The 19,957-nt window shown below is 71.1% G+C and carries 21 protein-coding genes; 4 read left to right on the forward strand and 17 right to left on the reverse strand.

Annotated features, from left to right (window positions below):
* Positions 1 to 96: 96 nt before the first annotated feature.
* The 3 genes from OU416_RS13095 to mdlC form a co-directional block, all read right to left on the reverse strand.
* Positions 97 to 1,557, reverse strand: a complete 1,461-nt coding sequence (locus tag OU416_RS13095) for a benzaldehyde dehydrogenase (protein WP_270927189.1) — start codon at positions 1,555 to 1,557, stop codon at positions 97 to 99.
* Positions 1,558 to 1,663: 106 nt separating this feature from the next.
* On the reverse strand, positions 1,664 to 2,986 hold the full coding sequence (locus OU416_RS13100; protein ID WP_270927190.1) for an MFS transporter: 1,323 nt from the start codon (positions 2,984 to 2,986) through the stop codon (positions 1,664 to 1,666).
* 75 nt (positions 2,987 to 3,061) lie between these two features.
* Positions 3,062 to 4,648, reverse strand: coding sequence for a benzoylformate decarboxylase (gene mdlC / locus OU416_RS13105; protein WP_270927191.1), 1,587 nt, complete (start codon positions 4,646 to 4,648; stop codon positions 3,062 to 3,064).
* Positions 4,649 to 4,755: 107 nt separating this feature from the next.
* On the opposite strand from mdlC, the gene OU416_RS13110 reads away from it, so the two are divergent.
* Positions 4,756 to 5,667 carry a LysR family transcriptional regulator gene (locus OU416_RS13110; protein WP_270927192.1) on the forward strand — a complete coding sequence of 304 codons (912 nt, stop codon included), beginning with the start codon at positions 4,756 to 4,758 and terminating at the stop codon, positions 5,665 to 5,667.
* 9 nt (positions 5,668 to 5,676) lie between these two features.
* On the opposite strand, the gene OU416_RS13115 is transcribed toward OU416_RS13110, so the two are convergent.
* Both OU416_RS13115 and OU416_RS13120 read right to left on the reverse strand, forming a co-directional pair.
* Entirely contained in the window at positions 5,677 to 5,799 is a 123-nt protein-coding gene (locus tag OU416_RS13115; RefSeq protein ID WP_270927193.1) for a hypothetical protein, read from the reverse strand.
* A gap of 200 nt (positions 5,800 to 5,999) precedes the next feature.
* Complete coding sequence (locus tag OU416_RS13120; protein ID WP_270927194.1) at positions 6,000 to 7,154, reverse strand: C45 family peptidase; 1,155 nt, start codon at positions 7,152 to 7,154, stop codon at positions 6,000 to 6,002.
* A gap of 165 nt (positions 7,155 to 7,319) precedes the next feature.
* On the opposite strand from OU416_RS13120, the gene OU416_RS13125 reads away from it, so the two are divergent.
* Positions 7,320 to 8,243, forward strand: a complete 924-nt coding sequence (locus OU416_RS13125) for a GntR family transcriptional regulator (protein ID WP_270927195.1) — start codon at positions 7,320 to 7,322, stop codon at positions 8,241 to 8,243.
* On the opposite strand, the gene OU416_RS13130 is transcribed toward OU416_RS13125, so the two are convergent.
* Complete coding sequence (locus OU416_RS13130; RefSeq protein ID WP_270927196.1) at positions 8,218 to 8,847, reverse strand: VOC family protein; 630 nt, start codon at positions 8,845 to 8,847, stop codon at positions 8,218 to 8,220. The two genes, OU416_RS13125 and OU416_RS13130, sit on opposite strands and share 26 nt — an antisense overlap.
* Before the next feature lie 90 nt (positions 8,848 to 8,937).
* Between OU416_RS13130 and OU416_RS13135 the strand changes: the two genes are divergently transcribed.
* The gene (locus tag OU416_RS13135) at positions 8,938 to 9,489 is read left to right on the forward strand and encodes an FABP family protein (protein WP_270927197.1); all 552 of its coding nucleotides are present in this window, start codon (positions 8,938 to 8,940) and stop codon (positions 9,487 to 9,489) included.
* Between the two features lie 73 nt (positions 9,490 to 9,562).
* Here the strand turns inward: OU416_RS13135 and OU416_RS13140 are convergent, their stop codons facing one another.
* The 4 genes from OU416_RS13140 to OU416_RS13155 all read right to left on the reverse strand — a co-directional run bounded on the left by OU416_RS13140 (position 9,563) and on the right by OU416_RS13155 (position 12,361).
* Entirely contained in the window at positions 9,563 to 9,895 is a 333-nt protein-coding gene (locus OU416_RS13140) for a hypothetical protein (RefSeq protein ID WP_270927198.1), read from the reverse strand.
* 244 nt (positions 9,896 to 10,139) lie between these two features.
* Positions 10,140 to 10,343: a cold-shock protein gene (locus OU416_RS13145; protein WP_093145828.1), complete on the reverse strand. Its 204-nt coding sequence runs from the start codon at positions 10,341 to 10,343 to the stop codon at positions 10,140 to 10,142.
* A gap of 390 nt (positions 10,344 to 10,733) precedes the next feature.
* Positions 10,734 to 11,354, reverse strand: coding sequence for an L-threonylcarbamoyladenylate synthase (locus OU416_RS13150; RefSeq protein WP_270927199.1), 621 nt, complete (start codon positions 11,352 to 11,354; stop codon positions 10,734 to 10,736).
* Between the two features lie 50 nt (positions 11,355 to 11,404).
* Entirely contained in the window at positions 11,405 to 12,361 is a 957-nt protein-coding gene (locus OU416_RS13155; protein WP_270927200.1) for a helix-turn-helix transcriptional regulator, read from the reverse strand.
* A 247-nt stretch (positions 12,362 to 12,608) separates the two neighbouring features.
* Between OU416_RS13155 and OU416_RS13160 the strand changes: the two genes are divergently transcribed.
* Positions 12,609 to 13,244: a C39 family peptidase gene (locus OU416_RS13160; RefSeq protein ID WP_270927201.1), complete on the forward strand. Its 636-nt coding sequence runs from the start codon at positions 12,609 to 12,611 to the stop codon at positions 13,242 to 13,244.
* A gap of 76 nt (positions 13,245 to 13,320) precedes the next feature.
* Here the strand turns inward: OU416_RS13160 and OU416_RS13165 are convergent, their stop codons facing one another.
* The 7 genes from OU416_RS13165 to OU416_RS13195 form a co-directional block, all read right to left on the reverse strand.
* Positions 13,321 to 13,953 (reverse strand): DUF4360 domain-containing protein, encoded by a 633-nt coding sequence (locus tag OU416_RS13165; protein WP_270927202.1) that lies wholly within the window; start codon positions 13,951 to 13,953, stop codon positions 13,321 to 13,323.
* Between the two features lie 162 nt (positions 13,954 to 14,115).
* Entirely contained in the window at positions 14,116 to 14,739 is a 624-nt protein-coding gene (locus OU416_RS13170) for an HNH endonuclease family protein (RefSeq protein WP_270927203.1), read from the reverse strand.
* A 156-nt stretch (positions 14,740 to 14,895) separates the two neighbouring features.
* On the reverse strand, positions 14,896 to 16,101 hold the full coding sequence (locus OU416_RS13175; RefSeq protein ID WP_270927204.1) for an MFS transporter: 1,206 nt from the start codon (positions 16,099 to 16,101) through the stop codon (positions 14,896 to 14,898).
* 115 nt (positions 16,102 to 16,216) lie between these two features.
* Entirely contained in the window at positions 16,217 to 16,774 is a 558-nt protein-coding gene (locus tag OU416_RS13180) for a PadR family transcriptional regulator (RefSeq protein ID WP_270927205.1), read from the reverse strand.
* Positions 16,775 to 16,779: 5 nt separating this feature from the next.
* Entirely contained in the window at positions 16,780 to 17,556 is a 777-nt protein-coding gene (locus OU416_RS13185) for a VOC family protein (protein ID WP_270927206.1), read from the reverse strand.
* 19 nt (positions 17,557 to 17,575) lie between these two features.
* On the reverse strand, positions 17,576 to 18,655 hold the full coding sequence (locus OU416_RS13190; protein WP_270927207.1) for an acyl-CoA dehydrogenase family protein: 1,080 nt from the start codon (positions 18,653 to 18,655) through the stop codon (positions 17,576 to 17,578).
* 30 nt (positions 18,656 to 18,685) lie between these two features.
* Positions 18,686 to 19,885 (reverse strand): acyl-CoA dehydrogenase family protein, encoded by a 1,200-nt coding sequence (locus OU416_RS13195; RefSeq protein ID WP_270927208.1) that lies wholly within the window; start codon positions 19,883 to 19,885, stop codon positions 18,686 to 18,688.
* Positions 19,886 to 19,957 lie beyond the last annotated feature (72 nt).

Below are 19,957 nucleotides of genomic sequence, written 5' to 3' on the forward strand. Positions count from 1 at the left end.
CCCGAAGATCCGGTTCACCCAGGACGGCGCCGAGCAGGAGCTGGACTGCGCGCTGGTGGCCGGCTGCGACGGATCGCGCACCACGACCGGCGGAGCTCAGAACGGGTACTGCTGGATGGGTCCCTGGATGGTGACCCACTGGGTTTCGGTGAAGGCTTCGAGGTTCGCCTCCGCGCCCCCGACGCGACCGCCGTTGCCGGAGGCCTTCACGCCGCCGAACGGGATGTGCGCGTGGTCGCCGACGGTCTGGTCGTTGACGTGCACCAGGCCGCTCGGAATCCGCTTGGCCACCTCCCAGGCCTGCATCGCATCGGCGCTGAGCACGCTCAGCGACAGGCCGTACTCGGTGTCGCGGGCGATCTCGACCGCCTCGTCCACCGTGCTGAACCGCAGCACCGGCGCGACCGGGCCGAAGATCTCCTGGCGGAACGCGGGCGTGTCCGGCCGGACCCGGTCGAGCACCGTCGGCCGGTAGAACAGCCCGTCGTACTCGCCGCCCGCGACCAGTTCCGCGCCGGCGGCCACGCTCTCGGTCACCAGCCGGTGGATCCCGTCGCGCTGCTTGGCGTCGATGATCGGGCCCAGCGCCACCTCCGCGGTGTTCGGGTCGCCGACCGGCAGGGTGCGGGCCTTCTCGGCCAGTGCCGCGACGTAGTCGTCGGCGATGGACTCGTGCACCAGGTGCCTGCCCGCGGCCATGCAGATCTGCCCCTGGTGCAGGAAGGATCCCCACGCGCCCGCCGACGCGGCGGCGGCGATGTCGGCGTCCGGCAGCACGATGATCGCGTTGTTGCCGCCCAGTTCCAGGTGCGCGCGCTTGAGGTGCGCGGCGGCGGCCTCGCCGACCTTCCGGCCCGCCGCGGTGGAGCCGGTGAAGGCGATGACGCGGGTGTGCTCGTTGGCGACCAGCGCGGCTCCCGCGTCGGCATCGCCGGGCAGCACCTGGAAGACGCCTTCGGGCACCCCGGCCGCTTCGAAGATCGCGGCCAGCACGAGCCCGCCGCAGACCGCGGTGCGGGTGTCGGGCTTGAGCACCACCGAGTTGCCCAGCGCCAGCGCGGGCGCGACCGCGCGGATCGACAGGATCAGCGGGAAGTTGAACGGCGCGATCACGCCGACCACCCCGGCGGCGACCCGCCTGCTGAAGCTGAGCCGCCCGTCCGCCGCGGGCAGCAGCGAACCGGCCGGGTGCGAGGGCAGCCCGGCCGCCTCGAAGCACTCGTTGGCCGCGGTGCGGGCCTCGATCTCGGCCTTCGGGCGGATCGACCCTGCCTCGCGGACCAGCCAGCCGACGACTTCCTCGGCGTGGTCGGTGAACAGCTGCCCCGCGCGCCGCAGCACGGCCGCCCGCTCCTCGAACGGGGTGTCCTCCCAGGCCCGCTGCGCCGCGGCCGCCTTCGCGCAGGCGGTGTCGATGTCCGCCGGGGTCGCGCGGCCGACGTGGCCGAGCAGCTGCCCGGTCGCGGGCTCGACCACTTCGGCCGGGGTGCCGCCGGCCGGTTGCCAGCGCCCGGTGAAGACCTGCTTGGCCCAGCGTTCGGTGTCCAGGATCGTCATGCGTCGGCCTTTCTCCAGCAAGGGTTTCACAGATGCGGACGAGGCCCGCCCGGCCGCGAGGCTTCCACCGCCCGCACCACCTCGCGACTCAGGCGGGCCCTCGCCCCTAGTTCACAGCAGCGGGTTCCGGCACCCGGAACTTCTTCTTGGCCACGATCGCCACCGCGACCGCGCCGATCACCCCCGGCACCGCGACGGCGATGAAGTTCTGCTGGAACGGCAGCTCCATGGCCAGCAGCGCGCCGCCGAGCGTGGGGCCGCCGATCGCGCCGATGCGGCCGATGCCCGCCGCCCAGCCGACGCCGGTGGAGCGCACCTCGGCCGGGTAGTACTCCACCGCGAAGGCGTGGATGATCGCCAGCACGCCGACCGTCGCCGCGCCCGCGACGAACAGCAATGCGTTGAGCACCAACGAGTTCGGGTTGAACGACAGCCCGATCAGCGACAGCGAGGCGAGCATGAAGTACAGCACCAGGGTGTTGCGGTAGGTCCACCGGTCGGCCAGCCAGCCGCCGACGATCGCGCCCACCATGCCGCCCAGGTTCAGCACCACCAGGTTCCACAGCGCCGAGCCCAGCGGGTAGCCCGCGGTCTGCATCAGCTTCGGCAGCCAGGTGTTGAGCCCGTAGCTGAGCAGCATGCACATCGCGAAGAACACCCAGATCAGCACGTTGTTGAGCGCGTTGCCGCCGGTGAACAGCTGCCGCAGCCGCGCCTTGGACTGCTCCGGTCGGCTCTCCAGCACCACCTCGTCGAGGTCGTCGCGCTCCGGGGCGATCCGGCGCAGCACCACCAGCAGCCGCTCGCGGTCGCCGCGGGCGGCCAGGTAGTCGGGCGATTCCGGCAGGTGGCGCAGCAGCAGCGGCACCAGCAGCAGCGGCAGGCCCGCCACGTAGAACACGCCGCGCCAGGTCCACACCGGCTCGATGTAGATGGCGAAGATGGCCGCTCCGATGCCGCCGACCGAGTAGAACGACGACACCAGCGTGACGAACAGCGCCTTGGCCCGGCGCGGCGCGATCTCACCGGCCATCGCGTTGAAGTTGGGCACCAGCGCGCCCAGCGACACGCCGACGACGAACCGCAGCGCGCCCAGCACCTCGGGCCCGGTGGCGAACGCGCAGCCGAAGGAGGCGATGCTGGCGATGGTCACGCAGGTGATCATCAGCGGCCGCCGCCCGTAGCGGTCGGCCAGCGGGGAGATGAACAGGCCGCCGACGAGCATGCCGACCAGCGCGACCGAGCCGAGCGTCCCGGCGGTGACCGGGTCCATGTCCCACTCGTCCATCAGGTGGGAGATGACGGTGCCGTAGCTGACCATGTCGTAGCCGTCGACGATCATCAGCAACGAGCACAGGGCGAGGACTTTGAAGTGGAAGCCGTTGAGCCGGGCATCGCCGACCACGGCCCCCGCGGTGTGCTGGGACAAGCTGGTTCCTCCACTGCGTCGGGGAGAGCCGGTCTGCGCCGTTCTCGGTCTGGTGCTCGAACTTCCGCGCGGCGCTCAGGGTTCGGTGAGCTCGGTCTCCGCTTCGATCAGCACCGGCTTGCCCGCGCCCAGTGCGCTGGTGAGAGCTTCGGTGAACTCCGCGCCGGTGCGCACCGAGGTCGCGTCGACGCCGTATCCGCGGGCGATCTGCACGAAGTCGATGCCGGGCACGTCCATGCCGGGCACCTCGCCGGCGTCGAGGACCTTGGAGAACCAGCGCAACGCGCCGTAGGTGCCGTTCTTCAGGATGACGACGATCACCGGGATCCGGTACCGCGCGGCGGTCCACAGCGCGGTGATGCCGTAGTTCGCCGACCCGTCGCCGATGAGCCCGATCACCTGGCGCCGGTCGTGGGCCAGCTGGGCGCCGACCGCGGCGGGCAGCCCGAACCCGAGTCCGCCGGAGGCCGGGAAGAAGTAGCTGCCCGGCTCCGAGAGGTCCATCTGCGCCCAGAAGTCGCCGGTCGTCGCGGTGGATTCCTTGACGTACACGGCGTCGTCCGGCGCGTGCTCGCGCAGCAGCGCGAACAGCTCCGCCGGGTTCAGCCGCTCCCCCGCCGACCTCGCGACCGGGTGCTCCGGCAGCGGGGGCAGTTCGGGCCGGAGGCCGGGCTCGACGGCGTCGGCCAGCCGCGACAGGGCGTCCTTGACGTCGCCGACCAGCGCCTCCCCCATCGGTGCGCGCGCGGCCTCGCCGGGATCGCTGGTCAGGTGCACCAACCGGGCGCCCGCGGGCAGGTACTCGCCGGGCACGAACTGGTGGTAGCGGAACACCGGGGCACCGGCGACCAGGATCAGGTCGTGCCCGCCCAGCGCGTCGGTGATGCCCTGCACCGAGGCGGGCAGCACTCCGCGGAAGCTGCGGTGCCGGGTGGGGAACGGGCAGCGCGACGCCGAGGGCGCGATCCACACCGGCGCGCCCAACCGGTCCGCCAGGCGCACCGCGTCGTCGTTGGCGCGCTCGGCGTCGACTTCCGGGCCCAGCACCAGCACCGGGCGCTCAGCGCCGTCGAGCGCCGCGGTCAGCTCGGCCAGCTGCGAGTCGCTCAGCGATCCGGCGCTGCCGGTCTTGCGGGCGAGCAGGTGCTGCGCCTCGGCCGGCGCCTCCTGCGCCCAGTCGTCGTAGGGCACCGAGACGTACACCGGCCCCTTGGCGGGCAGGTTCGCGATGTGGATGGCGTGGCTGATCGAGCGCGGCACGTCCTGCGCGCAGGCGGGCTCACTGCTCCACTTCACCAGCGGTTTCGGCAGCGCGGGCGCGTCGACGTTGGCCAGCATGACCTCCTGGCCGATGGTCGAGCGCACCTGCTGCCCGGCGGTGATGATCAGCGGGCTGTGCGAGTACACGGAGTTGGTCAGCGGGCCGAGCGCGTTGCCGGTCCCGGCCGCGGCGTGCAGGTTGACCAGCGCCGAGCCGCCGCGGGCCTGCGCGTAGCCGTCGGCCATCGCCAGCACCGCGCCCTCGTGCAGGCCCAGCACGTAGCGGAAGTCCTCCGGCATCCCGGCCAGGAAGGGCAGCTCGTTGGAGCCCGGGTTGCCGAAGATCGTCGTCAGGTCGTGCGATCGCAGAAGGTCGTAGGTCACGTCGCGCACGTCGGCCATGGATGTTCGCTCCCCTGTCGGTGATGCCCGCCACCATAGGGAGCGCAGTGCTCATAGCCCTAATGAATGCTGTTGATCCCGACATGCACGGTATTTATTCTCGCTGCGTGGCCGACGTGGACCTGAACCTGATGAAGACCTTCGTGCTGCTCTACGAGACGCGCAGCGCCACCAGGACGGCCGAGGCGCTGTTCATCACGCAGCCGTCGGTGAGCCACGCGCTGCGGCGGCTGCGCCGCCAGTTCAACGACGAGCTGTTCGTCCGCTCCCCCGACGGCCTCGCCCCGACCGAGATCGCCGAGCGCATGTACCCGCGCCTGCAGCAGGCGCTGGAGGTGATCGAGGAGACGGTGTCGGGCGCGGGCCGGTTCGACCCGGCCACCTCGCAGCGGACGTTCCGGATCTGCGCCACCGACCTCGGCGAGATCAGCCTGCTCCCGGCGATCCTGGCCCGGCTGGAGCGGGACGCGCCGAACTGCGCGGTCGATGTCCTGCCGCTGGACATGGCCGCCGCCGCTCAGCACCTGCGCCAGGGCCGGGCCGACGCGGTGATCTGCACACCTCGCATCGAGGCCCCGGACCTGCGGCGCGACGCCCTGTTCCAGGAGCGCTACTTCGGCCTCCGGGCCCGCGCGCACCCGCGAATCGGCGACCACCCGACGCTGGCGCAGTACCTGCGGGAACGGCACATCGTGGTCGATCCGGCGGCCGGGCACGTCGACGCCGACATGGAGCTCACCCGGCTCGGGCACCGCCGCGAGGTCGCCGCCCGGGTACCGCACTTCACCACGCTGCCCGAGCTGCTGGCCCGGACCCACTACCTCTCGGCGGTGCCCAGCGGCGTGGCCGGGTTGTTCACCCGCTCGTCGGACGTGGCGACCTTCCGGTTGCCGTTCGAGATCCCGACGGTGGAGGTGGCGCTCTACACCTACCGGCGGGCGCTTCCCGCGCCCGGCACCGACTGGCTGCGCGAGCTCATCCGGAACGCCCTGCGACGCGAGCCGGAACCGTCCACTTGAGACTCCGGTTCAGGCGGCGACCCGGCTCGGCGCGACGTCGGCCGAGTGGCGCCGGACGTCCAGCAGGTAGCCGACCCAGAAACCGACCACGCCCGCGCCGACGACGGCCAGCGCTCCAACAGCACGCACCATGGGAGTTCCCCTTCTCCGCGACGCCGGATCCCCTGATCCCGGCCCACCAGGTTCGCCTCGATGCTGAACCCGCCGGATGGCAGCGCCGTTGCCCCGACGATAACGCCCGGTGAAACGCCCGACCACACCGCCCCGCGCCAGCTCGACCACACCGCGTGACAGTCCACTGAGGACTACCGCACGACCGGGTGAGGCCGGGTTCAGCCCGCGAGCAGTCCCGGCCCGAAGGTCAGCTCCGGACTCCGGCGAGCCTCGCCGGTGGCCGAATCACCGAGGTAGAACCACGTCGACATGGTCCGTTCGCCGAGGTCGAAGACGGTGCTCCACAGCGTCCGCAGCGGAACGCCGTCCGTCTCCGCGCCGCTGCCGAACCCGACCTCGTCGAGCACCTCCCGCAGCCGCTCGCCGGACAAACCGGTTTCCGCTGCGCGTTCCCGCAACGTGCGGTAACGGCGGTGGCTCAACATGGTGTTGCCGGTATCACGCGCTCCTTGCTGGTGCAGGTAGTGATTCGTCAGGCACAGGGCATCGCCGTCGATGCCGAAGATGTGCTCCGCACCGCCTGCCCCGCGCTCCCAGACGAACGCGTCACCCGAGGCATCGGCGATCAGGTAGTGCAGCGGCACACCCAGGTCGTAGTGCTTGGCCGCCAGCAGCGCCCGCCGCGCCTCCTCAGCGGTGGCGCAGGTGTCCAGCACGAAGCGCGGCAGCTGGATCGGGGACAACCCGACCTGCGGACCGACCTGCACTGGCGCGCCCAGGGTTTCGGCATTCGCGATCAGCAGCGCGACCGCGAGCCCGTGCTCGTTGATGCCCTCCGTGCAGCCGTCGAGCTCGTTCATGGTCAGCACCGTCGACGCCGGTCCGTCGTCGGGGACGGAGCTGAGCACGTAGGGCCGCGAGGCCATCGGCAGCTCGCGCGGAGCCGGTCCGCCGGAGTCCGCACCGGAGATGAACGCGAAGAGCTCGGTGGCGCTCGTGGTGAAGAAGTCGTAGTTGCGGCCGAACAACCCGCGCCCCTCCTTCGTCACCGACGGACGCAGGAAGGTCGCCGAACAGCCGGATCCGGTCGGCACCCCGGAGAGCGCGTCGAAGTGGAACCGCCCGGCAGCCAGACCGAGCGACTCGGCCGCGCCGAGCATCCGCTCGTGGTGCTGCGGCCAGTACCGCTCGAACCAGGCCAGCCGGGCGCGGACGCGGGCCGGATCGGCGGGCACCGGCGCCCAGCCGTAGGTCGCGGCCGCTTCGGCGGCGAGCTCGGCTCCCACCTCCCGCTCCGGACCCGAGACGGTGATCTTGCGGACGGTGGTGAAGTCACCTTCGCCGCCGGCGACGATCTGCCGGGTGATGCTCATTCTGACACTCCCATGTACGGCGTACTCATTCAAGCCGGGACAGTACCGCACTGCACGAACCGATGGAGAGTTTCTTTTATTTTCCGAGTTAATCAGCCGATTCATCTCGGATCAGACCACTAGTGCACTAGATCGATCTCCTAGTGCACTAGTACGATTCCGGGTATGCCGCTGGATGACGAACCGCCGTACCGCCGGATAGCCGCGGCGATCCAGCAGCGCATCGCCAGCGGCGAGCTGCGCCCCGGCGACCAGGTGCCCTCCACCCGGGAGATCACCCGCGAATGGGGCGTGGCCATGGCCACCGCGGCGAAAGCGCTCGCGGAGCTGCGCAACGCCGAACTCGTCGAAACCCGCCCGGGCTCGGGCACGATCGTGCGCACCCCGGCGCGCCGCCCGCGCACCCCGGTATCCGCCCCGACCCCCGAGCGCATCGCCGCGACCGGGGTCGAGATCGCCGATGCCGAAGGTTCCGGTGCGGTGTCGATGCGGCGCATCGCGGCCGAGCTCGGCGTCTCGCCGATGTCGCTGTACCGGCACGTCGCGAACAAGGACGAGCTGCTGCGCGCGATGATCCGGGCGGTGTTCCGGGAACGGCCGCTCCCGGAGTCCCCGCCGCGGGGGTGGCGGGCGCAGCTGGAGCTCGTCTGCCGCCTGCAGTGGGAGCTCTTCCGGGACCACCCGTGGCTGGCCGGCGCGCTGTCGCTGACCAGACCGATGCCCATCCCCGAGGCCATGGCGCACACCGAGTGGACGTTGCGCGCGCTGGACGGCCTCGGGTTGACCCGGGTGGAGACCGCCAGGGAGGCTCTGGCCCTCCCGGCGATGGTGCGCGGCCTAGCGCTCTCCCGGGAGTTCGAGGCCGAAGCGGAAGGCAGCACCGGCGTGGGTGCGGATCAGTGGTGGGCGTCGCGGCAGGGCGAGGTCGACAGCCTGTTCGCCACCGGGCGCTTCCCGCTGCTGGCCCGGCTGGAGGCCGATCCCGCCGGCGACCTCGACGGCACCTTCGAGCACGCCCTCACCCGCAGCCTCGACGGGCTGGAAGCCCACGTGCGGCGGACGGTCAGCGGAGCTCGACCGGGCCGGTAGCGCCCTCGATCTCGGCCCGCAGCGCCGGGGCGTCCGAGCGGGTGAGGTCCAGGTGCGCGCCGACGGCCCGCAGTTCCGCCCGGACGGTCTCGGGGTCCGGGTGCTCGGCGCGCAGCGAGAGCAGCCGGGCCTGCGGCAGGCCCGAATCCACCGGGTGCGGGGCGCTGCCCCAGTCGATGAGGAACGGGACGAGCCCGTGCCGGGGATTGGGTTCGCGCTTGGCCAGCCGCCACTCCAGCAGCCGCCCGTCCGGGGTGCGGCGCGACATCGGCCGGGCATCGCCGGGGTCGTGCCCGGCGGCGCGGGCGTCGGCCACCGCGCGGTCCAGGCCGGTGGTGCTGATCGCCCAGGTGACCAGGCGCGGAACGGTCAAGGTGGCCAGCCCGAAGGCGTTCGGCGGGCGCGTCGCCTCCGGGTCCGGGCCGATGATCTCCAGGTAGGCCCGGCCACCGAGCCCGAGCAGGTAGTTCCGGGTGCCGTTGTCCGGGTGGCGCCCGCCCGGCACCGGATCGACGCCGAGCAGCTCCGCGACCGCCCGCACTCCGGCGAGCAGGTCCGGCACCCCGTACACGAGGTGGTCCAGCCGCGGTTCGACGTTCGTCATCGGCACCTCCCTAAGGTTCTGCCCCCGATCCCACCACCCGCCGCGGGGAAGATCAACGGATCGGTGCGGGGACCGCCTAGGCTGCCAAGCATGGGTTCCCCCGACGACTTCGCGCCACCGCCGATCCCCGCCCCCACCGCGGACCTGACCAGCGGGCCACCGCTGCACGACGCCTGCCTGCCGCTGCGCGCCCTGGTCGGTGTGTGGCGCGGCCGCGGCGAGGTGGACTACCCGACGATCGACGGGCCGTACCGGTTCGGCCAGCAGCTCACGATCTCGCACGACGGGCGGCCGTTCCTGCGCCACGAAGCGCGCGCCTGGCTGCTCGACGCCGACGGAGCGGTGCTCCGCCCGGCCGCGTGGGAGACGGGCTGGTGGCGCCCGCAGCCCGACGGAACCCTGGAACTGCTGCTGTCCCACATCACCGGGATCCAGGAGCTGTTCTACGGCCGAGCGGCGGATCAGCGCTGGGACCTGGCCACGGATTCGGTGGTCCGGACCGCGACGGCCAAGGACGTCCGAGCCGCGCAACGCAGCTACGCCCTGGACGAGGACGACGTGCTCGACTACGCCGAGCACCGCGCGATGGTCGGCGTGCCCATGACACCGCACGCAACAGCACGCCTGCACCGCACCAGTTAGTGCCGAACGCGGCGGAAGCCGACCGGGAGCCCAAGCCGAGGAGGCGGGCGACCTGCACCCGCAGCAGGCGACGTCACCGCAGGTGCAGGAAGCTCCGCACGTCGTCATAGCCGTCCTGGGCCCGGCCGTCGACGTCCGACGGATCCGCCTCGGCCCGCGCCGCCAGCGACACCGCCAGGGCGAGGGCCTCATCGCTGAGCCGACCGAAGCGACGAGCGGTGTGGCCCAGGCACAGACCGGCCAGCCCGAGCAGCGGACTACCCGGCGCAGCGCGCGTCCCGACCTCCACGCACCAGTGCTCGACGAACTCCCGGTCGTCGTCGTTCAACGCGCTCCCGACCAGGACGCTCGCCGCCTCGGTCTCGTGCGAGCGGTCGCCCAGGGCCCGTTCCAGCGTCTCGGCCACGACCTCGTGAGACAGCGCGGGAGGGTTCTGAAAGCGTCGATGCGCGTGCACCCCGCGAGACTACGCCGCCCCGCGAGGACAACCCGTTCACCGTGCACCGGCACGGGATCCCGCGGCCAGGCGGCGTCTGAGGTTCCGCCGCGCGAAACGAGCCTGGAAACGCGCGAAGGCCCCGCACCGGAGTGCGAGGCCTTCGTCGTCGGCTACCCGTGACGCGGTTGCGGAACGGGTCGGTTCACCGAACTCAGACGGTGCGGACGCCCGCGGCCTGCGGACCCTTCGGGCCCTGGCTGACCTCGTAGGTGACCTTCTGGTCCTCTTCGAGGGTGCGGAAGCCGCGGGAGTCGATGGCCGAGTAGTGGACGAACACGTCCGGGCCACCGTCGTCCGGAGCGATGAAGCCGAAGCCCTTCTCCGAGTTGAACCACTTCACGGTTCCCTGTGCCATGCTCTTCTCTCCTTCTGGGAGCCGGTACTACATCAGGCAGTCACACTGCGTAACTGCCTGGGTCGCGGATCTCGAACGGCGACTTCTCCAGCTTCAACCAGATAGCAGCACGCCCGCATCACCATCCTGCGAGTGTGCGCGAAACACGACCCCAGAAAAATACGACCGAGGTAGACACTACACGCTTCGCCAAGATCGCGCTGCTGCCGATCCGGGAGCGTGTCGCAGCCAACAACGCGCCGTCGGCACGCCCCCGACCTCGGGTTTTCACAGCGCACCGGCGTAGATCGACTTCGCCGCGGATCTTCCGCGCGGACGACGCCGAGCCCGCCTTCAGCTCTCGGCGAAACGAACGTCCCCCGGATGGCCGCAGGCGCGAGCGGGAAACTTTCACTCGAAGCGGGAAGGGTCGCCCGCGCCGTACCGGACGACCTCGGGTTCGGGCCCGGAGAAGTCGACCACCGTGGTCGGCTCGGTGCCGCAGTCGCCGGAGTCGATCACCGCGTCCAGGACGTTGTCCAGCTCGTCCTTGATCTGCCAGCCCTGGGTCATCGGCTCCTCCTCGCCCGGCAGCAGCAGGGTGCTGGAGAGCATCGGCTCGCCGAGCTCGGCCAGCAGCGACTGCACCACCACGTGGTCCGGGATGCGCACGCCCACCGTCTTCTTCTTCGGGTGCAGCAGCCGGCGCGGCACCTCCTTGGTGGCGGGCAGGATGAAGGTGTAGCTGCCCGGTGTCGAGGCCTTGATGGCCCGGAAGACCGCGTTGTTGATGATCACGAACTGGCCGAGCTGGGCGAAGTTCTGGCACACCAGGGTGAAGTGGTGCCGGTCGTCGAGGTGCCGGATGGAGCGGATGCGCTCCATGCCGTCCTTGTTGCCCAGCTGCGCGCCGAGGGCGAAGCAGGAGTCCGTCGGGTAGGCGATCAACCCGTCCTCCCGGAGGATGTCCACCACCTGCCCGATGGCGCGCCGTTGCGGGTTGTCCGGGTGCACGTCGAAGTACTTCGCCATGGTCAGAGCTTAGATCCTCATCGCCGGACCCGACCGCGGGACGGCGCGCGTCAGAGCAGGCCGCGCTTGGCGGCCTGGACGCCCGCCTGGAAGCGGGTCGTGGCGCCGAGCTGGTCGAGCAGGGCCGCGATGCGGCGCACCACCGTCCGGCGGGAGAGGTCGAGGCGGCGGGCGATCGCCTCGTCGGTCGCCCCCGCGGCCATCAGGGTGATGATGCTGCGGTCGCGGTCGGAGAGCTGGTCCTGCTGGCGCTCGGCGGCGACCGGCAGCGCCAGCGTCCACAGCGTCTCGAACAGCCCGCACAGCGCGTTGAGCAGGCCCGAGGAGTGCACCACCAGCGCGCCTTCCAGACCGGTCCGGTCGGGTTCGGGGACCAGCAGGGCGATCTCGTCGTCGCCGATGGTCAGCTTCACCGGCAGCTCGGCGAGCAGGCGGACGTGCTCGCCGAGCTCGGCCATCCGGGTCATCGCGGCGAACAGGCCCGGGTCGTCGTAGACGTTCTGGCTGTACACCGTCCGGTAGCGCACGCCCGCAGCCATCCGGCGGGCCTGGATCTCCTCCTGCGCCCGGAAGTTCTGCGGGGTGCTGCTGTACGGCGGGCGGTCCAGCCAGCGGATCTGCTCGGCGGCCCGCTCCTGCAGCCGGGTGGTGAGCATGATCAGCCGGGCCGGGTGCTCGACCGGTTCGACGTGCCGGGACCAGCCCGCGCCGCGCTGCGCCTGGTGGTAGAGGCGGTCGAGCTCCGCGCCCGCCCGCCACAGCTCGCGGCGCCTGGCCTCCTCCGCGCGCAGCGCGGCCGACACCGCCCGTTCCGGCGGGGCGGCCTCCCAGAGGTCGGCGTGCTCGACGACCAGGTCCAGTTCGGCCAGCTCCGCCAGCGCCCTGGTCACCACCGCGGCCGGCAGCCCGGTGTCGCGCACCAGCAGTTCCCGGGGCAGGCGTCCTCGCGTGGTGAGCGCGCGGTACACGCGCCCCTGGTCGCTGTCGGCAGCGAGGACGTCGAGCACGTGGACCTTCCGGCGGAGCGGGACGATCTTCGCACGGCAGCGTAGAACGCCTGGTCGAACGGGGTCAACGAATCGGCGGGATGGCGCAGATGCGCGATGGCCCAGGTGAGCCAGCGCGCGGCTATGGCGCTCGGCTGTTCGATCCCGGCAGGATTCGCGTCGAATCCCAACATCAAGTGCGCGCAACGAGTTGCTGATTCACCGACTCATCGGTAACCGCCGGGGGGCTCGTCGTCCAGGAGGCAGGATGTTCTCATCGAAGCTCGCGGCGTCGACGGCAGCCCTCGCGCTGCTGGTCACCGGCGCGGCCGCACCGGCCGCGGCGCTGTCCCCCGCATCATCACCGACTCCGGCCGCGCCGGTCGTCCGGTCCTCCGGAGAGCACGTGCTCGAGGTGGACTACCAGGTCCAGGAGACCGGGTACTGGTGCGGGCCCGCGGCGACGCGGATCGCGCTGTCGGCGCGCGGCATCTACCGCAGCCAGGCCGAGCTGGCCGCCGAACTGGGCACGCACACCGGCGGCACCGACTGGATCGGGCAGGTCACCAGGGTGCTCGGCGGGTACGCGGGCTGGTACGAGACCAAGGAGATGCCGGACGATCCGCCGACGCAGGCGCAGAAGGACCTGCTCTGGAACGACATCGTGGTGGACATCGACAACGGCTACCCGATCGTCGCCAACATCGTCGCCCCGCCCGGCAACCAGCCGCCCGGCTACCCGCCGGACCAGACGATCTACCACTACTTCACGGTGATCGGCTACAACGACGTCGACCGCACCGTGCTGATCGCCGACCCGGCGTCCTTCGGCGGCAACCAGATCTACTGGCTGACCTTCGACCAGCTGGCCTCGCTCATCCCGCCGAAGGGCTACAGCGCCTGACCGGACTCCGGGCCCGGCGGTGCACATCCCCCAGCGACCGCCGGGCCCGGTTCCCCGGGTCCGGCCGCCGAACCCGCTACGGCTTCGGGCACTCCTTCCACTCGAAGTGGTAGGTGGTTTCGATGTTGCCGTCGGTGGAGTCCATCGACATGAAGCTCGTCTTCGACGGATCCGAAGTGCCCGCGTCCACCCGCAGTTCGGTGTTGATGTTGAAGTTGCGCTGCTCACCGCACGGCTTGTAGACGATCGCGCCGACCTCGGTGGTGTCGGTGACCTGCCAGTTGTCGCTCATCGGACCGGAGAACGGCGTCTGGAAGTAGCTCGTCTCCGGCATTCCCTGGAAGTAGTAGCTCGCCTTCTCCAGCCCGCTCGCACCCGGTTCGAGGTGGGCGAAACCGCGGTAGTCGGCGCTGGCGATCCCGTAGGTGAACCCCTGCGGAATGTTGACGATCAGGTTGAGCTGGCAGTTCTTCCGGAAATCGGTGGGATCGGCGTCCGGCCCCACCTTGGCCAGGTAGTCGCTGTAGGTCACGGTGAACGAGGTGTTGTCCGGCGACACCGCGACCGCGGCGGTTCCCGCCCGGCATCCCGAACCGTTCACCGTCGCGACGTCGATGGTGATCTCACCGGTCGGTGGCGGAACGTCGTCGACCGGTGCGGAGAACGCGGCCAACGCCGTCAGAGCAGCAGTCGATAGAGCAGCGAACATGACGAACGCCCTTCGTGAGAAGCGAACGGACAAGGTTGCACTGCAGTGAAACTGCGCTGAGAGTAGCGGTGAACGCGATCGGCGCACGCCTCTGAACGGTCTAAACGCCGACGTCGGCGAAAACTGTTATCGCGCCCCGAAATTCGGGATCGCGCCGCCGGATCAGGAGCAGGTGGCGAGCATTTCGCGCAGCGCGCCCTTCTCCTCCTGGGTCACCGTCAGGTCGTAGCCGCGCTTGACCTCGATCCACTTGGCCGCGTAGTCGCACCAGGCCGCCTGCTCCGGCTTCCACTGCGACGGGTCCTGGTCGCCCTTGCTGCGGTTGGAGCTGGCGTCGACCGCGACCAGCTGCGGCAGGTCCATGTCGTTGGCGAACTGCTCGCGGCGGGCGTCGTCCCAGCTCTTCGCACCGCTGCGCCAGGCGTTGGCCAGCGGAACCATGTGGTCGATGTCGATGGCCGAGGCATCGGTCAGCTGCTGGCCGGTGTACTCCGAGACCCAGGTGCCCGACAGCGATTCGCAGGCGTTGTTGGTCTTGACGTTCTGCCCGTCGCGGGCGAGCACCGCTTCCCGGGTGTTGCAGTTCTTCCCGGCCTCCGGCTGCGAGGTCCAGTGCTTGAAGCGCTCGCGCGAGTAGCCGTCCATCGTGCCCGACGGCGCCACCCGGAGTTGTTCGAGCTGGTCGGCGGCGGCACCGGTGGGCTGGCTGCCGCGGGCGTCGTCCAGCAGACCGGACTCGAACACCACCCACATCAGCGCCAGCAGCGCAGCCGCCACAACCGACATCCACACCGACTTTTTAGCAACGGCGCCGCTCAAAGGTCTTCTCCCGGCTCGATGACTTCTCCGCGGACATTCGATCATCCGGTGCGGTGCGGGTTCACTCCGCCAGCCGGGCATTGTGGCCTGGCACACGGGCGGTGCTGCCCGCCTCTCCGCGATTCACAGCGGTGGTCGCGGTTCGATGGCTGTGTAGCGGGGGACGTAGCGCAGCAGGAGCCCGGCGCCGAGCAGGCCGAGGACTCCCATGCCCGCGCCGGCCAGGCCGACGCCGAGCACCGCCGTCAGCCCGGAGATGGTCAGCGGGCCGACCGCCTGGCCGAAGTCGGCGGTGAAGCGCCAGGCACCGAGGAACGGCGCCGGACCGGGTTGCGGTGCCAGGTCCGCGCCGAGCGTCATCAGGATTCCGCTGCTGGTGCCGTTCGCCAGCGCCAAAAGCACCGCGACGGCCGCGAAGGTGGGCACGTCGGTCACCGCGAACAGCAGGAAGTGCCCGGCTGCCAGGCCGGCCATGGAGGGCACCGCGGCCCAGATCCGCCCGAACCGGTCCATGATCTGGCCGGAGGTGTAGGACAGCGCGAAGTCGACACCACCCGCGATGCCGATGATGACGGCCGTCGTCGACGGCGGGAGCCCGGCGGCGACGGCGACCAGCGGCAGCACGACCATCCGCGACGCGCGCAGGCCGCCGATGAGCGCCGCGCAGGTGCCCATCCGCAGCAGCACACCCCGGTGCCGGACCAGCGTGCCGACCAGTCCCTGGTGGGCGTGCTCGGTGTTGTCGGCCTCGGCTGTGCCCAGGTCCTCGGTGCACAGCAGCAGGACGACGGTGGCCGCGGCGAAGGCGATGTGCAGCAGGAAGACCGCGCGCTTGTCCGGGGTCAGCAGCAGCACGAGCGCGGAGAGGAACGGGCCGATGAAGTAGCCCGCGCGGAACAGCCCGCCGAGCACGCTCAACGCCCTGGCCCGGTAGCGCAGCGGCACGGTGGTGGTGATGAACGCGTGCCGGGCCAGCGCGAAGACCGCCGTGGCCAGGCCGACCACGAACACGCTCGCACCGAGCATCCACGGACTCGTCGAGAGGTAGCAGCCGAGCAGGCCCAGCACCGAGACGACCGCGGCGCCGATCATCGCGGTGCGCTCGCCGAGCCGGTGCACGAGCACTCCGCTGGGCACGTCGCCGATCAGCTCGCCGACCATGAGCATCGCGGCGATCAGCCCGAGCACGCCGAGGTTCGCGCCCTGATCAGCGGCGATGAGCGGGATCATCGGGATGATGGCGCCCTCGCCGGTGGCGAACAGCAGGGTCGGCCCGAATGCCGCGAGCGCGACCGTCCGGAGTTCGAAGGGCCGATCGTCCACCTGCACTTGCCGCACCACTCCTCGCAGAGCACGCCCGGGAGCCGGGCCAGCTCAGCTTGCCAGACCGAACCCGCCCTCCCGGCGAGAGATCCGTCACCGAATCAGGACGCGCCCGCGCGCGTCAGCGCTCATCCGCCATGCGGAACTCGCCCGCTTCCACACGACGGAGAAGGTGCCGAGTCCAATCCGACCGGCTGTCCGCGGTGTGGAGCCAGAGCTCGACGACGGCTCCGACGGCTCCCCACGCCCGCACGTCTTCGTCGGCCGGGATGGACGAGGCGATGGATTCCCGCCAGCGCTGCATCGCGGCCTCCCGCTGGCGCAGCAGGGAAATCGCCTCTGCCCTGGGGAGGTCTTCGAGGAAGCCGACAGCCGCCGACAGGGTGTCGAGGCGCGGGTCGTGGCGCGAGAGCGCTCTCCGCAGGAGGTCGAAGAACTCCGCTTCCCCCGCATCAGTGATCTCGTACTCGGTGCGCGGTGGCCCGCCGGCATCGCTGGTCGTCGAATCGCGTGCGCGGAGCAGGCCACGAGCGGTCAACGAGTTGAGCGCGTGGTAGATGGAGCCGGAGGTGGCCGTCGACCACTCGTGAGCTCCCCAGGACTCGAGGTCGGTTCGGACCAGATATCCGTGAGCGCGCTCGCGCCGCCGGACTGCTCCGAGAACGAGGAGCCGGATCACGGAGCTCACAGTGCTGCCTCGACGTCTTCGAGGCCGGCGAGCGCGTCCGCGCCTGCTCGCCGCTGGGCATCGGTGAGCTCGATGTCGAACGCTCTTGCCAAGTACTCGCGAGCCGCGTCCTGGTTCTCGCAGCGGACAGCCAGCTCAGCGCGATACGCCAGCGCTTCGAGCAGCTCGAGCGGTCCCGCGGTATCGCGGTTGCGCTCGAGTGCTGCATCGAGGATCCGCGCTGCCTGATCGGCTTTTCCGTGGGAGTCGCCCATGACGACCGCGCTGCGCAGGGAGGCGGAGAGCCGGCCCACCACCGGTGCTTCATCAGCTGGCCCGGCCGTCTTGGCCATGATCCTGATCCAGTTGCCACCGGGGTCGATCACCGTGAACCCCGACGTGTTCCCGGAGTTCTTCCGAACTCGCGGACGCGTCATTCGCGGAATTCCCGAGACCAGGATCTTGCCGTACGCGCCGCGCATCCCCTCGGCGAAGGCGCGAAACAGCTCGCCGGTGTCGGGAACCGCGACCAGGCAGGTTCCGTAGGAGTCCTCGGGCCTGAACCCGGGCATGCCGAAGAAGTGGAGCTCGATGTCGTCGCGCTTGAGGGCCACGTACGGGTTGGGGCGCTTCTGCACGTAGGTCTGCTGGAAACCGAGCACGCCGTAGAACTCCGCGATGACGTCGATCGACTCGCAAGGCAGCAGGGGCACCGTCGTCTCACCGGCCACTGGAGGCACCTCCCGTTCGAGTAGCCAAATTTGACTACTGCACGCTACCAGGGGTGCGGCCACCTCGGGGAAGGCGGGCGGATCAGAGCTGGAGCAGGTCGGCGAGGCGGGCGCGGTTCCGGTCCGGGGTGCCGAGCAGGAGCTCCGAGGTCTTGGCGCGCTTGTAGTACAGGTGCGCGTCGTGCTCCCAGGTGTAGCCGATCCCGCCGTGCAGCTGCACCGCGTCCGCCGCGGCCTGGAAGTGGGCGGGCGCGACCAGGACCTGCACGAGCGCCGCCGCGAGCGGGAGCTCCTGCGGATCGGCGTCGGCCGCCCAGGCCGCGAAGCGCACCGCGGCACCGGCTTGCTCCAGCGCGCTGTGCATGTCCGCCAGCCGGTGCTTGACGCCCTGGTAGGAGCCGATGGCACGGCCGAACTGCACCCGGACCTTGGCGTATTCGGCGGTCATCTCCAGCACTTTCGCCAATCCGCCCAGCTGTTCGGCCGACAGCGCCACGGCCGCGAGATCGCGGACCCGGGAGCGCACCGCGTCCGGATCCGGCGAGGACAGCAGCTCGGCCGGGGCCGCCGCGAAGTCCAGGTGCGCCAGGCGGCGGGTCGGGTCGAGCGCGCGCAGCGGAGTCCTCGCGGCGTGCTCGCCGCGCACCCGGAACCACCCGGTGCCCTGTCCGGTCCTGGCCTGCACCAGCACGACGTCGGCGATGTCACCGGAGACCACGCGCTGCGCGCGCCCGTCCAGCACCCACCCGCCGTCGCGCTTCGTCGCGTCCGGTACCGATTCCCGGTCCCAGGCGACCGCCGCGATCAGCTCACCGGAAACCATCGCGGGCAGCAGGTCCGCCCGGGCCGGGGCGTCGTCGAGTTCGAGCAGCACATCGGTGGCCAGCACCGCGGTGGCCAGGAAGGGCACCGGCGCCAGCGCCCGGCCCAGTTCTTCCAGCACCACCGCGCGTTCCACGTGGCCCGCGCCGGAACCGCCGAGTTCTTCGGGCACCACGAGGCCGGTCAGGCCCAGCTCGGTCGACAGCCGCCGCCACAGCCCGGCGTCGTGGCCGTCGCCGTCGGCCAGTTCCCGCACCCGCTGCGGCGGGGCGTGCTCGGCGAGGAACTTCCGCACCGCCGACCGCAGTTCCTGCTGCTCCTGGTCCAGCACCAGCCGCATCGCACGCTCTCCTGTTCTCCGGTCCCGGTGTCACGGCTTCTGCTGGGTGCCGGTCCTCAGCTCGCGGAACGGGACGTCGCGGTCCACCTGGGGTTCCTTGGGCAGCCCGAGGATCCGTTCGCCGATGATGTTGCGCTGCACCTGGTTCGAGCCGCCTGCGATGCTCGACGCCGGGGTGGCGCTGATCGCGATCGCCATCTCCTCGGCCGCCACGTCGCCGTCCTCCCAGCAGGTCAGCGCCGGTCCGGCGATCAGCCCGGCGGTGTCCACCGCCCGCCACAGCAGCTCGGCGCCGGCCAGCTTGGCGACCGAGCCGCGGGCCCCCGGTGGCGAACCGGCTTCCGCCTCCTGCCGCAGCTTGGTGTTGAACAGCGCCAAAGCCCGTTCCTGCGCGTAGATCCCGGCCAGCCGGTCGCGCACCACCGGATCGCCTGCGCGGTCGTGCCTGCGGGCCAGTTCGACCAGGTTGTCGCAGGCCAGCGGGTCGCCGCCGCGCCGGACCGAGCCGCCGATGGAGACCCGCTCGTGGCCGAGCATGGTGACCGCGGCCAGCCAGCCGCCGCCGACCTCGCCGATCACCGCGTCGGCCGGGATGCGCACGTCGTCGAAGTAGACCTCGTTGAACGGGGCGCGCCCGGTCATGTCCCGCAGCGGGCGCACCGTCACCCCGGGGCTGCGCATGTCCACGATGAACATGCTGATGCCGCGGTGCTTCGGCACGTCGGGATCGGTGCGGGCCAGCAGCGCGCCGAAGTCGGCGAACTGCGCTCCCGAGGTCCACACCTTCTGGCCGTTGATCACCCAGGAGTCGCCGTCGCGCACCGCGCGGGTCTGCAGGCTCGCCACGTCCGAACCGGCGCCCGGTTCGGAGAACAGCTGGCACCAGATCTCCTCGCCGCGCAGCAGCGGTGGCACGTAGCGGGACTTCTGCTCGTGGCTGCCCAGGTCCAGCATCGTCGGCCCGCACATGCCCATGCCGACCATGAACGGCGAGCCGGGCAGGTCGTGGTGCGCCGCTTCTTCGTCGTAGGCCTGCTGCTCGGCGGCGGTGAGCCCGCGACCGCCGTACTCGGCGGGCCAGGTGATGCCGATCAGTCCCGCGTCGTAGGCAGCGGCCTGGAACCGCTTCGCGGCCCGCAGCTGCTCGGCGGGGTCGAGCTCGCCGAGCGGCCCAGGCGCGTTGCGGGCCAGGAACTCCCGCGCTCCGGCGCGGAACCTGTCGAGCTCCATGTGCGCTCCCTCCACCCGGTGGCACGGCGATCGGCCAACGCCGACTGTAACCGATCGGACACGCTCCGAACA

The organism is Saccharopolyspora indica (assembly GCF_027853965.1).
GTDB lineage: Bacteria > Actinomycetota > Actinomycetes > Mycobacteriales > Pseudonocardiaceae > Saccharopolyspora > Saccharopolyspora indica.

What these genes read in the sequence shown, in the direction of transcription:
- OU416_RS13095 (WP_270927189.1), bottom strand. Translation starts at nt 1,557, where the DNA reads ATGACGATCCTGGACACCGAACGCTGGGCCAAGCAGGTCTTCACCGGG.
- mdlC (WP_270927191.1), bottom strand. Translation starts at nt 4,648, where the DNA reads ATGGCCGACGTGCGCGACGTGACCTACGACCTTCTGCGATCGCACGAC.
- OU416_RS13115 (WP_270927193.1), bottom strand. Translation starts at nt 5,799, where the DNA reads ATGGTGCGTGCTGTTGGAGCGCTGGCCGTCGTCGGCGCGGGCGTGGTC.
- OU416_RS13120 (WP_270927194.1), bottom strand. Translation starts at nt 7,154, where the DNA reads ATGAGCATCACCCGGCAGATCGTCGCCGGCGGCGAAGGTGACTTCACC.
- OU416_RS13125 (WP_270927195.1), top strand. Translation starts at nt 7,320, where the DNA reads ATGCCGCTGGATGACGAACCGCCGTACCGCCGGATAGCCGCGGCGATC.
- OU416_RS13130 (WP_270927196.1), bottom strand. Translation starts at nt 8,847, where the DNA reads ATGACGAACGTCGAACCGCGGCTGGACCACCTCGTGTACGGGGTGCCG.
- OU416_RS13135 (WP_270927197.1), top strand. Translation starts at nt 8,938, where the DNA reads ATGGGTTCCCCCGACGACTTCGCGCCACCGCCGATCCCCGCCCCCACC.
- OU416_RS13145 (WP_093145828.1), bottom strand. Translation starts at nt 10,343, where the DNA reads ATGGCACAGGGAACCGTGAAGTGGTTCAACTCGGAGAAGGGCTTCGGC.
- OU416_RS13150 (WP_270927199.1), bottom strand. Translation starts at nt 11,354, where the DNA reads ATGGCGAAGTACTTCGACGTGCACCCGGACAACCCGCAACGGCGCGCC.
- OU416_RS13160 (WP_270927201.1), top strand. Translation starts at nt 12,609, where the DNA reads ATGTTCTCATCGAAGCTCGCGGCGTCGACGGCAGCCCTCGCGCTGCTG.
- OU416_RS13165 (WP_270927202.1), bottom strand. Translation starts at nt 13,953, where the DNA reads ATGTTCGCTGCTCTATCGACTGCTGCTCTGACGGCGTTGGCCGCGTTC.
- OU416_RS13170 (WP_270927203.1), bottom strand. Translation starts at nt 14,739, where the DNA reads ATGTCGGTTGTGGCGGCTGCGCTGCTGGCGCTGATGTGGGTGGTGTTC.
- OU416_RS13190 (WP_270927207.1), bottom strand. Translation starts at nt 18,655, where the DNA reads ATGCGGCTGGTGCTGGACCAGGAGCAGCAGGAACTGCGGTCGGCGGTG.
- OU416_RS13195 (WP_270927208.1), bottom strand. Translation starts at nt 19,885, where the DNA reads ATGGAGCTCGACAGGTTCCGCGCCGGAGCGCGGGAGTTCCTGGCCCGC.